A 13,396-nucleotide genomic window follows, 5' to 3' on the forward strand; every position below is an offset into this window, starting at 1 on the left:
CGGCGCCGGGCCGTCACGACCTGCCGAGCTCCCGGTGGATGAAGTCGAAAATTTCGTCGTCCGTCGCGCCTTCCAGCTGCCGGGCGGCCCGCGGCCGGCCGTCGGACGCCCGCGCTTCTCCCAGCTTGTCCAGCATGGTCCGAAGTCGGCCGGTGATCAGGCCGAAGGCGTCATCCTCTGGGGAAACCCCTGAAACCAGCGCCTCGATCCGGTCGAGCTCGCCCAGCACGGAGACCTCCTCGCCGACCAGCGCGGACAGCAAGAACGCGGCCAGTGCCGACGGCGTCGGGTGGTCGAAGACGAGGGTGGCGGGCAGCTTGAGCCCGGTCGCCGCGCGCAGGCGGTTGCGCAGCTCCACCGCCGTCAGGGAGTCGAAGCCGATCTCCTTGAACGGCCGGTTCGCGTCGACCTCGTCCGCGCCCGCGTGCCCCAGCACGCGGGCGATCGCGTCGCGGACGTGGTCGAGGACCACCCGCTCCTGCTCGACGGGCGGCAGGCCGGTCAGCCGGCCGGCGAACGACTCGGGGGCCGGCCCGGGCTCGGCCGCCTGGGCCGCCAGGGCCCGGCGGACCGCGGGCAGGTCGTCGAGCAGTGGGCGCGGCCGCGCGGCGGTGAAGCCCCGCACGAACCGCTCCCAGTCGACGTCGGCGACCGTCAGCACGGTCTCGTCGCGGTCGATCGCCTGGCCCAGCGCGAGCAACGCCCGCTCCGGGGGCATCGCGCCGACGCCCCGGCGGCGCAGGTGCTCCTCGGCGTCGTTGTCGCCGGCCATGCCCGCGCCCCGCCAGGCACCCCAGGCCACCGACGTCGCGGTGAGCCCGCGGTCGCGACGGCGCTGGGCGAGCGCGTCGAGGAACGCGTTGCCCGCCGCGTACGCGCCTTGCCCGCCACTGCCCCAGACGCCGGCGTTGGAGGAGAACAGGACGAACGCGTCGAGGTCGCCGAGGAGCTCGTCGAGGTGCGTGGCGCCCGCGACCTTCGCGGACACGACCTCGGCGAACTCGCTCAGCTCGGTGTCGTCCACCGCCGTGCCCCGGACGATCCCGGCCGCGTGGAAGACGGCCCGGACGGGCGTTTCGGCGAGCTCGTCGAGCAACCGTGCCAGTGCCGCTCGGTCGGCGACGTCGCAGGCGGCGATCGTCACCTCGGCGCCGAGGGCGGCCAGCTCCGCGCGGAGTTCGGCCGCGCCGGGCGCCGCTTCGCCTCGACGGCTGGTGAGCACCAGGCGCTGCGCCCCGCGGCCGGCGAGCCAGCGGGCGACGTGGGCCCCGAGGGCCCCGGTACCGCCGGTGATCAGCACGGTCCCGGACGGCCGCCAGTCGCGGGCCGGGGCGCCGTCGCCGAGCGGCGCGGGCACCAGGCGGCGGGTGAGCACGCCCGACGCCCGGACGGCGACCTGGTCCTCGTCGCCCGCCGCGGCCAGGACACCGGCGAGCCGTCGCCGGTCGCGCTCGTCCGTCGTCTCGGGCAGGTCGACGAGCCCACCCCAGCGGTCGGCGTGCTCGAGGCCGATGACCCGGCCGAGGCCCCAGATCTGGGCCTGCGCGGCGTCGGCCAGTGCGTCGCCGCGGCCGGTGGTCACCGCGCCCGCTGTGGCGAGCCAGAGCGGGGCGGTGATCCCGGCGTCGCCGAGGGCCTGAGTCAGCAGCAGGGTGTTCGCGACGCCGCGGGGCAGCACCGGGTCGCCGGTCGAGTCCAGGGCGAGCAGGGACAGCACGCCGTCGACGGGCCCGGCGGCCAGGTCGACCAGCCGCTTGCCGAGCGTGGCGCGGTCGGTGTCGCCGACGGCGAGCGGGACCGCGGTCCCGACGGCCTGCCGGGCGGCGTCGAGCCACGGGTGGTCGCCACCCTCCGGCGTCACGACCAGCCAGGTACCGGTCAGCGGCTTTGCCCCGGCGTCCAGGGGTTTCCAGGTGATGCGGTACCGCCAGCCGTCCACTGTGGAGCGTTCGAGCCGGGTGCGCCGCCAGCCGGCGAGCGCGGGCAGGACGTCCGCGAGGGGTTCCGGTGCGACGGCGAGGGTATCGGCGATCGACGCCAGGTCTTCGCGCTCGACCGCCGCCCAGAAGGTGTCGTCGACCGGGTCGCCGGTGGTCGCCACGGCGGCCGGTGCCTTCGGCCAGTGGCGCCGGTGCTGGAACGGGTAGGTCGGCAGGGCGATCGTGCGCCGCTCCGGGACGACCGCCGCCCAGTCGACGTCGTGCCCCTGCGTCCACAGCTCGGCGAGCGAGGTCAGGAACCGGCGCGGGCCGCCTTCGCCGCGTCGCAGCGTCCCGACGACGACACCGGGCGTGTCGTCCAAGGTCTCCTGGATCGCGCTGAGCAGCACCGGGTGCGCGCTCACCTCGACGAAGAACCGGTGCCCGCCCTCGACGAGCGCCCGGGTCGTGTCGAGGAAGCGGACCGGTTCGCGCAGGTTGCGGTACCAGTACCCGGCGTCGAGGGTCGCGGTGTCGACCGGTCTGGCCGTCACCGCGGAGTGGAACGGGACCTCGCCCGTGCGGGGCCGCAAGCCGGTCAGGGCCTCGAGCAGCTCGTCGCGGATCCCCTCCACGTAGGCGGAGTGCGAGGCGTAGTCGACCGGGATGCGCCGGGCCCGGATGCCCTGCCCGGTGCACCGGGTGATCAGTTCGTCGAGCGCGGCCGGGTCGCCGCAGACCACCGTCGACGCCGGGCTGTTGTAGGCCGCGATCGCGACCCCGTCCGGCAGCAGGTCCGCGACGCGGCCGGCGTCGAGGGCGATCGAGGCCATGCCGCCCCGCCCGGCGAGCCCGGCGGCGATCGCCTTGCTGCGCAGCGCGACAACCTTCGCACCGTCCTCAAGCGACAGTCCACCCGCGACGACCGCGGCCGCGATCTCACCCTGCGAGTGTCCGGCGACGGCGTCGGGCTCGACTCCGTGCGCCCGCCAGAGCGCCGCGAGCGACACCATGACCGCCCAGGACGCGGGCTGCACGACGTCGACGCGTTCGAGGGCCGTCGCGTCGGCCAGGACGTCGGTCAGCGACCAGTCGACGTGTGGTTCGAGGGCCGCGGCGCATTCCGCGATCCGCTGCGCGAAGACCGGCTCGTCGAGGAGTTCGACGGCCATGCCCGCCCACTGCGCGCCCTGACCGGGGAAAACGAACACCGTCTCGCCCGCGGCCGCGGCGGTGCCGGTGACCAGGGACGCTCCGGCCGGTTCGCGGTGGTCGTCGAGCACGACCGCGCGGTGTTCGAAGGTGGACCGGGTGGTCACCAGCGACCAGGCGATCTCGGCGACGCTGCCGGGTGCGCCGGCGAGCGCGGCCACCTTGTCCCGGAGCGCCGCTTCCGACCGGGCGGAGAGCACCCACGGCGCCATCGTGTCGTCCACAGTGGACTCGACGGGCGGCTCGGGCACCTGCTCGACGATGATGTGGGCGTTCGTGCCACTGACGCCGAACGACGAGATCCCGGCGCGGCGCGGACCCTCGCGCTCGGGCCACGGGCGGGCCTCGGTCAGCAGGGACACCGCGCCGCTGCTCCAGTCGACGTGCTTCGACGGCTCGCCGACGTGCAGGGTGGCGGGCAGGACGCCGGTGCGGATCGCCAGCACCATCTTGATCACCCCGGCGACCCCGGCCGCGGCCTGCGTGTGCCCGAGGTTCGACTTGATCGAGCCGAGCCACAGCGGTTCTTCGCGGTCGCGGCCGTAGGTGGCCAGCAGGGCCTGCGCCTCGATCGGGTCGCCGAGCGTCGTCCCGGTGCCGTGCGCCTCGACGGCGTCCACCTCGGACGGTGCCAGCCCGGCGTTGGCCAGCGCCGCCCGGATCACCCGCTGCTGCGACGGGCCGTTCGGCGCGGTCAGGCCGTTGGACGCACCGTCCTGGTTCACCGCGCTGCCCCGCACGACCGCCAGCACCGGGTGGCCGTTGCGGCGCGCGTCCGAGAGCCGCTCCACGAGCACGACGCCCACACCCTCACCCCAGCCGGTGCCGTCGGCGTCGTCGGAGAAGGCCTTGCACCGGCCGTCCGGGGCCAGGCCGCGCTGGCGGCTGAACTCGACGAACAGGCCCGGCGTCGACATGACCGTCACGCCGCCGGCCAGCGCGAGCGAGCACTCGCCGGCCCTCAGGGACTGGGCGGCCAGGTGCAGGGCGACCAGCGACGACGAGCACGCGGTGTCGACCGTCATGGCCGGGCCCTCCAGCCCGAGCTCGTAGGAGATCCGTCCGGAAAGGACACTGCCCGCGCTGCCGGTGGCGAGGTAGCCGTCGACGCTCTCCTCGCCGAAGTGCAGCGCCGCGGTGTAGTCCTGGCCGTTGGTGCCGGCGAACACGCCGACCGGCGCGCCGCGGACCGACCGCGGGTCGATGCCCGCGCGCTCGAGGGCCTCCCAGGACGCCTCGAGCAGCAGCCGCTGCTGCGGGTCCATGGCCAGGGCCTCGCGCGGCGAGATCCCGAAGAACTCGGCGTCGAACTTGTCGGCACCGGCCAGGAACCCGCCTTCGCGGACGTAGGTCGTCCCGGCGTGGTCGGGGTCCGGGTCGTAGAGCGCGTCGGTGTCCCAGCCGCGGTCGGCGGGGAACTCCGAGACCGCGTCACGGCCCTCGGCGAGCAGCGCCCACAGCTCGTCCGGGTTCCGCACCCCGCCGGGGAACCGGCAGCTCATGCCGACGATGGCGATCGGCTCGTCGCTCTCCTGCGCGGCGGGTGCCGGTTCGGCCCCGGCGTCGCCGAGCAACTCGGCACGCAGGTGGGCCGCCAGCGCCGTCGCGGTCGGGTAGTCGAACGCGAGGGTGGCCGGGAGCCGCAGGCCGGTCGCGGTGTCGAGGCGGTTGCGCAGCTCGACCGCGGTCAGCGAGTCGAAGCCGAGCTCCTTGAAGGTGCGCCCGGCCGCGACGTCGTCGGCCGACCGGTGGCCGAGCGCGAACGCGACCTGTTCGCGCACGACTTTGAGCAGCACTCGGTCGGCGTCCGTCGGGGACAGTCCGGCGAGCCGGGCCGGCAGCGAATCCGTGGCGGCCGGCTCGAGCCGGCGCACCTCCGGCAGGTCGGCGACGAACGGGCTCGGGCGGCTCGCGGTGAGCGCGGCGGCGAACCGGGCCCAGTCGACGTCGGCGACCGTGACGGCGGCACTGCCGCGCTCGACGGCCGACCGCAGTGCGGCGACCGCCCGGCCGGGGCGCAGCGGGACGAGCCCGGTGCGGCCGACGTGCTCCTCGGCGGCGGCCGCCGCGGCCATCCCGCCCTCGGCCCACGGACCCCAGGCGACCGACGTCGCGACCAGGCCCCGTGCCCGGCGTTGTTCGGCGAGCGCGTCGAGGTAGGCGTTGGCCGCCGCGTAGTTGCCCTGCCCGGCAGCGCCGAAAGTGGCCGCGCAGGAGGAGAACAGCACGAACGCCGCCAGCGGCTGCCCGGCCGTGAGTTCGTGGAGGTGCCGCGCCGAGCCGGCCTTGACCTCGACGACCTCCGCCAGCTTCTCCGGGGTGAGGGCTTCGAGGACACCGTCGGCCAGGACCCCGGCGGTGTGCACGACGGCGGTCAGCTCGCCGACGCTCTCCAGGGTCGCGGCGAGCGCGGCGCGGTCGGTGACGTCGCAGGCCAGGACGTCGACCGGCACCCCGAGGGCCCGGAGCTCGTCGGCGCCCGGCGCGGCGGGGCCGCTGCGGCTGAGCAGGACGAGGCGCTCGGCCCCGGCGCCGGCCAGCCAGCGGGCGACGTGCCGGCCCAGCGCGCCGGTGCCGCCGGTGACCACGACGGTGCCGCTCGGCTGCCACGGGTCGCCCGCGGCCGGTGCGCACCGGGTCAGCCGCCGGGCCAGCACGCCGGACGCGCGCACGGCCAGCTGGTCCTCGCCGGTCGCGCCGCCGAGGATCGCGCCGAGGCTCGCGAGCGCCGTCTCGTCCGGTTCGGCGGGCAGGTCGACGAGGCCGCCCCAGCGGTGCGGGTGCTCCAGCGCGACCGTGCGCCCGAGGCCCCAGACCATGGCCTGCGCCGGGTCCGGCACGTCACCCTCGGCCGCGGCGACCGCGCCGCGGGTGACGCACCACAGCGGTGCGTCGATCCCGGCGTCCCCGAGGGCCTGGACCAGGGCGAGCTGACCCTCGACGTCCAAAGTAGACAGGACGCCGGCGAGTTCACGCCCACGCAGGCGATCGGCGAGCGACGCGCGATCGTCGCCGGGACCGACTTCGAGCACGTCGAAGGCCGGGAAGCCGGTGCCGGCCGGGACCACCGCGAGCCACGGCCCGGTGCGGGCGGCGGCGGCTGCCGGGACCGGCTGCCAGGTGATCTCGTACTGGTCCACCGGCGACGACCGGCGCTCGCGCCAGGCCCTCAGCGCCGGGAGGTCGCCGTTCTCGACGGCCGTCCAGAACCGCTCGTCCGGCGCCGGCCGCGTCTCCAGCCAGTACCGCGTCCGCTGGAACGGGTAGGTGGGCAGCGCGACCGGACGCGCGCTGTGCCGGGGGTGGGCCGCGCGCAGGACCGCGGTCCAGTCGACGGTGTGACCCCGCGTGTGCGCGTCGGCCAGCGCGGTGATCAGGCTCTCGTACTCCGGACGTTCCTTGCGCAGCACCGGAACCGCGGGGAAACCGGTCAGCGCCGAGAGCACGCCGTCCGGGCCGAGTTCGAGAGCCCGGGTGACACCGAGCCCGGTCAACGTCGTGGCCGCGTCGGCGAACCGGACCGGCTCGCGGACCTGACGCACCCAGTACTCCGGCGTCAGGATCTCCGCCCCGGCCACCGCACCGGACACAGTGGACACGAGCGGGATCGTCGGCGCGGTGAAGGACACCGAACCGGCGACGCGGGCGAACTCGGCCAGCATCGGATCCATCGACGCCGAGTGGAACGCGTGCGACACCGTCAGGCGCCGGACCTTCCGGCCCAGTCCGGCGAAGTGCCGCTCGACCGCGTCGACGGCGCCGGACACCACCACGGCCTCGGGCCCGTTGACCGCGGCCAGGCTCACGTCGTCATCCAGGAGCGGGACGACCTCGTCTTCGGTGGCCTGCACGGCCAGCATCGCGCCGCCCGCCGGCAGGGCCTGCATCAAGCCCGCGCGGGCCGTCACCAGCGTGCACGCGTCTTCGAGCGAGAACACCCCGGCGACGTGCGCGGCGGCCAGCTCGCCGATCGAGTGCCCGGCGACGTGGTCCGGCTTGACGCCCCAGGACTCCAGCAGCCGGAACAGCGCCACCTCGACCGCGAACAGCGCGGGCTGCGTGTACCCCGTCCGGTCGAGCGCCTCGGCGTCGCCGAACACGACCTCCCGCAGCGGGCGGTCCAGGTCCAGGTGCGCGCACACCGCGTCGAACGCGTCCGCGAAGACCGGGAACCGTTCGTACAGCTCGGCACCCATGCCGACGCGCTGGGATCCCTGACCGGAGAACAGGAACGCCGTCTTGCCCGGCTCCGCCGGCCGGGGGCCGAGAACGTCGTCACCCAGCAGCACGGTCCGGTACTCGAACGCCGAACGCGCGGCGAGCGCGAAAGCGATGTCCAGCGGTTCACCGTCGATGCCGGTCAGCCCGCGTGCGGCGTCGCGCACGGCCTGCTCGGTCCGGCCCGACAGCACCCGGGGCACGAGCCCGGTTTCGGGGGCATTGCGGACTTCCGCAACCGCCGGTGGCTCTTCGAGGATGACGTGGGCGTTCGTGCCGCTGACCCCGAACGACGACACCCCCGCGCGGCGCGGCCGGTCGCCGTGCGGCCACGGCCGGGCCTCCGTCAGCAGCCGGACGTCCCCCGCCGTCCAGTCGACCCGCTCCGACGGCCGGTCGACGTGCAGCGTCTTCGGCAACACCTCGCCGCGCATCGCCAGCACCATCTTGAGCACGCCCACCGCGCCCGACGCGGCCTGGGTGTGGCCCACGTTGGACTTGACCGAGCCCAGCCACAGCGGCTCGGCACGGTCGCGGCCGTACGTTTCCAGCAAGGCTTGGGCTTCGATCGGGTCGCCGAGCGAGGTGCCCGTGCCGTGTGCTTCGACGGCGTCCACATCGGACGGTGTCAGCCCGGCGTCCGCCAGCGCCGCGCGGATCACGCGCTGCTGTGACGGGCCGTTCGGGGCACTCAGGCCGTTGGACGCGCCGTCCTGGTTCATCGCCGATCCCCGCAGCAGCGCGAGCACCGGGTGCCCGAGCCGCTGGGCGTCGGACAGGCGCTCGACCAGCACCAGCGCGACACCCTCGCCCCAGCCGGTGCCGTCCGCGGCGTCGGCGAACGCCTTGCAGCGCCCGTCCGGCGCGAGCCCGCCCTGCTTGGCGAACTCCTGGAACGCGCCCGGCGTCGCCATCACGGTCACGCCGCCGGCCAGCGCCATCGACGACTCGCCGGAGCGGACCGACTGGGCGGCGAGGTGCAACGCGACCAGGGACGACGAACAGGCCGTGTCCACGGTGACCGCGGGTCCTTCCAGACCGAGCACATAGGACACCCGGCCGGACACGACGGCGCCGGCGTTGCCGGTGAGCAGGTGCCCCTCGACCTCTTCGGCCGCTTCGGTGTGGCCGGTCGCGTACCCCTGCGTGCCACAGCCGACGAACACTCCGGCCGCGCTGCCGCGCAGCGAACGCGGGTCGATGCCGGCGCGCTCGAAGACCTCCCACGCGCTCTCCAGCAGCAGCCGTTGCTGCGGGTCCATCGCCACCGCTTCCCGCGGCGAGATCCCGAAGAACCCCGCGTCGAACTCGTCGGCGTCGTGGACGAAGCCACCCACCCCGTCGAGGTCCCAGCCCCGGTTCACCGGGAACGCGGACAGGCCTTCGGCGCCCGTCGACACGAGTTCCCACAGGTCTTCCGGCGACCGGACGTCGCCGGGCAGGCGGCAGGCCATCGCCACGATGGCGATCGGCTCGCCGGTGTCCACTCGGGACACCAGCCGATCGGCCGCCACGGGGCCGGCGTCGAGCAGCTGGTGCCCGAGGAGCGCGGCGAGCCGCCGCGGGTCCGGGTGGTCGAACAGCACGACGGCGGGCAGTTTGAGCCCGGTCGCCGCGACGAGCCGGTTGCGCACTTCCAGCGCGATCAGGGAGTCGACGCCCAGGTCGCGGAAGGCCCGGTCCGGCTCGACCGAGCCCGGCCCGGGATAGCCGAGCACGGCGGCCGTCTCGGCGCGCACCAGGTCGAGCAGGGCTTCGGCCCGCGCGGCCTCGCTCTGCTCGGAAAGCCTTTGCACGAACGGAGACTCGGCTTCCGAAGGCGTCTCTTCCAGGGCCTGGCGGACCTCGGGCAGCTCGTCGAGCAGGGGCCGCGGCCGGGCGGCGGTGAACGCGGGCGCGAACCGCGCCCAGTCCATGTCCGCGACGGCGAGGAAGGTCTCGTCCGCGCTCAAGGCCTGCCGGAGCACGGTGAGCGCGAGTGCGGGGTCCATCGCCCGGACACCGCGGCGGCGCAGTTGCTCCCCGGAGTCGTCGCCGGTCATGCCCGCGCCGGCCCAGGCACCCCACGCCACCGACGTCGCGGTCAGGCCGCGGTCGCGGCGGTGCTGGGCGAGGGCGTCCAGGTAGGCGTTGGCCGCGGCGTAGGCGCCCTGGCCGCCGCCACCCCAGACACCGGCGTTGGAGGAGAACAGCACGAACGCGTCGAGGTCGCCGGGGAGCAGCGCGTCCAGGTTCACGGCCCCCGCGACCTTCGCGCACATGGTCGCGGCGACCTCGGCGAGGTCGGTCCCGGCGAGCGGCGCCGACCGGCCCACCCCGGCCGCGTGCACCACCGTGCGGACCGGCCCGACGTCGGCCAGCAGCGCGGCCAAGGCGTCGCGGTCGGCGACGTCGCAGGCCGCGATGGTCACCTCGGCACCGAGCGCCGTCAGCTCTTCGCGCAGCTCCGCGGCACCTTCCGCGTCCGGCCCGCGCCGGCTGGTCAGGACCAGGTGCCCGGCACCGGCTCCGGCCAGCCAGCGGGCCACGTGCGCACCGAGCGCGCCGGTGCCGCCGGTGACCAGCGCGGTCCCGCCGGTCCGCCACTCCGCCTCGGGACGAGCGCCGAGCGGGGCCGGGACCAGCCGGCGGACCAGGACACCGGACGCGCGGATCGCGACCTGGTCCTCGTCCGTCGCACCGGCGAGCACCCGGCACAGGCGGCTGAGGGCGCGCTCGTCGAGGTCTTCGGGCAGGTCGACCAGGCCGCCCCAGCGGTCCGGGTGTTCCAGGCCCACGACGCGGCCCAGTCCCCAGACCTGGGCCTGTTCCGGGCCGGTCAGCCGGTCGGACCGGCCGGTGGACACCGCGCCGCGGGTCAGCAGCCACAGCGGCGCGGGCACCCCGGCGTCGCCGAGCGCCTGAACCAGTTCGACGCTCAGCTGCAGGCCGGCGACGGCGAGGACACCGTCGACACCCTCGGCGGACTCCGCCAGCTCCTCGGCGAGCCACGCGCGGCCCGCACCCGGTTCGACGGTCAGCAGCACGGGTTCGCCACCGTGGGCGGCGAGGCCGTCGACCAGCCCGGCCGGAACGTGCCCGGCGGGGGCGACGACCAGCCAGCGGCCGCCGAAGTCCGTCTCGGGCGGGGTGACGGGCCGCCACGCGATCCGGTACCGCCAGCCGTCCACAACGGACTGCTCGCGGCGGCGCCGGTGCCACCGGGCGAGCGCGGGCAGGACGCCGGCGAGCGCGGTCGCGTCCAGGTCCAGGGATGCGGCGAGCGTGCCGGCGTCTTCACTGTCCACAGCGGACCAGAAGGAGTCGTCGGCCGGATCGGCGGCGAAGCCGGACTTTTCGGGACCGGTCAGCCAGTAGCGTTCGCGCTGGAAGGGGTAGGTCGGCAGGTCGACGAGCCGCGCGCCGGGGAAGAAGCCGGCCCATTCGACGGTGGCCCCGCGGCTCCACAGCTCGGCCAGCGACGTCAGGAAGCGCGGCAGGCCGCCTTCGCCGCGCCGCAACGAGCCGACGACCACGGGCTCGGTGTCCTCCAGGGTCTCCTGGACGGCGGCAGCCAGCACGGGGTGGGCGCTCACCTCGACGAACGTGGTGTACCCGGCGTCGGCGAGGCCGCGCACGGCGGTGTCGAACAGCACCGTCCGGCGCAGGTTCCGGTACCAGTAGGCCGCGTCCATGGCGCCGGCCCAGTCGCCGGTCACCGAGGAGTAGACGGGGATCCCGGCCTCGCGCGGGGTGATCGGCGCGAGCGCGGCCAGCAGTTCGGCCTCGATGGCTTCGACGTGCGCGGAGTGCGAGGCGTAGTCCACCGGGATGCGGCGGGCGCGGATGCCTTCGGCCACGCAGGTTTCGATCAGCTCGTCGAGGGCTCCGGGTTCGCCGGAGAGCACGACCGAGGCCGGGCCGTTGACGGCCGCGACGCCGATCCGGTCGTCCAGCCGGGCGGTGGCTTCGGCGAGGGGCAGCGCGACCGAGGCCATGCCGCCCTGGCCCGCCAGGTCCTTCGCGATGAGACGGCTCCGCAGCGCGACGACGCGCGCACCGTCCTCAAGGGACAACGCCCCCGCCACGACCGCGGCCGCGATCTCGCCCTGGGAGTGCCCGACGACCGCGCCGGGCCGGACACCCGCCGACTGCCAGAGCGCGGCGAGCGAGACCATCACCGCCCAGGACGCCGGCTGCACGACGTCGACCCGCGCCAAGGCTTCCGCGTCCGCCAGGACGTCGGTCAGCTTCCAGTCCACAAAGGATTCGAGCGCCGCCTCGCACTCGGCGAACCGGGCCGCGAACACCGGCGAGGACGCCAGGAGGTCCGTCGCCATGCCGGCCCACTGCGCGCCTTGGCCGGGGAAGACGAACGCCGTCTTGCCCGGCGCCGCGGCGACGCCCCGGACCACCTCGGCGGACGGCGTCGCGCCGGCGAGCGCGTCGAGCCCGCGGACCAGGTCCGGGAGCCGGTCGCCGACCACCGCGGCGCGGTGTTCCCAGTCGGTGCGGGCGGTGGCGAGCGTGAGCCCGACGTCGCCCGGCCGGACGTCGTCGCCGACGTGCGCGCGCAGCCGGCCGGCCTGCTCGCGCAGTGCCTCGGCCGTCCGCGCGGACAGCGTCCACACCACAGGTCCGTGGAGCGCCTCGGTTTCCTCCGCCGCGGGCTCGGCCGCCTCGAGGACGACGTGGGCGTTCGTGCCGCCGACGCCGAACGACGACACCCCGGCGCGGCGGGGTGCGCCGGTCTCGGGCCAGGCCGTGTTCTCGGTCAGCAGCTCGACCGAGCCGCGCGTCCAGTCGACCTGCGACGACGGCTCGGTCACGTGCAACGTGCGGGGCAGCACGCCGGCGCGCAGGGCCAGGACCATCTTCATCACCCCGGCCACGCCGGCAGCGGCCTGGGTGTGCCCGATGTTCGACTTGATCGAGCCCAGCCGGAGCGGCCGCTCGCGGTTGCGCCCGTACGTCGCGAGCAGCGCCTGCGCTTCGATGGGGTCGCCGAGCGTGGTGCCGGTGCCGTGCGCCTCGACGGCGTCCACTTCGGACGGTTCGAGGCCGGCGTTGGCCAGCGCGGCGCGGATGACCCGTTGCTGCGAAAGGCCGTTGGGCGCGGTGAGACCGTTGGACGCGCCGTCGGAGTTGACCGCCGAACCGCGCAGCACGGCGAGCACCGGGTGGCCGTTCTTACGGGCGTCGGACAGCCGCTCGACGAGCAGCACGCCGGCGCCCTCGCCCCAGCCGGTGCCGTCGGCGGAGTCGGCGAACGACTGGCAGCGCCCGGACGCGGAAACCCCGCCCTGACTGGTGAATTCGAGGAACACGGCGGGCGTGGCCATGATGGTGACGCCGCCGGCGAGCGCCATCGAGCACTCCCCCGCGCGCAGCGCCTGCACGGCCAGGTGCAGCGCGACGAGCGACGACGAACAGGCCGTGTCGACGGTGACGGTCGGGCCTTCGAGGCCGAAGGTGTAGGCGATCCGCCCGGACGCGACGGACACGGCGTTGCCGGTGAGCAGGTGCCCGCGGAGCTCGTCGGGCAGGCCGGCGAGGTCGCTGGAACCGTAGGCCTGGTTGCTGCAGCCGATGAACACGCCGGTGTCGCTGGCCCGCAGCCCCCGCGGGTCGAGCCCGGCGCGCTCGAACGTCTCCCAGGACACTTCGAGCAGCATCCGCTGCTGCGGGTCCATCGCGAGCGCTTCGCGGGGCGAGATGCCGAAGAAGCCGGGATCGAAGTCCCCGGCCTGCCGCAGGAACCCGCCCTCGGCGGTGTTGCTGCCGGCCAGCTCGTCGGCGGCCCAGTTCCGGTCGGCGGGAAAGCCGGAGACGGCGTCGACACCGTCGGCCAGCAGGGTCCACAGCTCGTCCGGGTTCCGCACGCCACCGGGGAAGCGGCAGCCCATCGCGACGATGGCGATCGGTTCCCTGGAGGCCGCCGCGAGCCGGTCGTTCTGCTCCCGCAGCCGCTTGTTGTCCCGCAAGGACGCCCGGAGCGCTTCGACGACCTTGTCCTTGTCCGAAGACACTGCCACCAGGTACCTCCAGGTTCACGGCGTGGTCGCCTC

1 protein-coding gene is annotated in these 13,396 nt (G+C 75.2%); it reads right to left on the reverse strand.

The window, feature by feature from the left end; translation table 11 throughout:
* Positions 1-13: 13 nt before the first annotated feature.
* The gene (locus ACWEN0_RS36605) at positions 14-13,357 is read right to left on the reverse strand and encodes a type I polyketide synthase (protein ID WP_451984172.1); all 13,344 of its coding nucleotides are present in this window, start codon (positions 13,355-13,357) and stop codon (positions 14-16) included.
* Between the last annotated feature and the right edge of the window lie 39 nt (positions 13,358-13,396).

This window comes from Amycolatopsis sp. NPDC004378 (genome assembly GCF_053602455.1).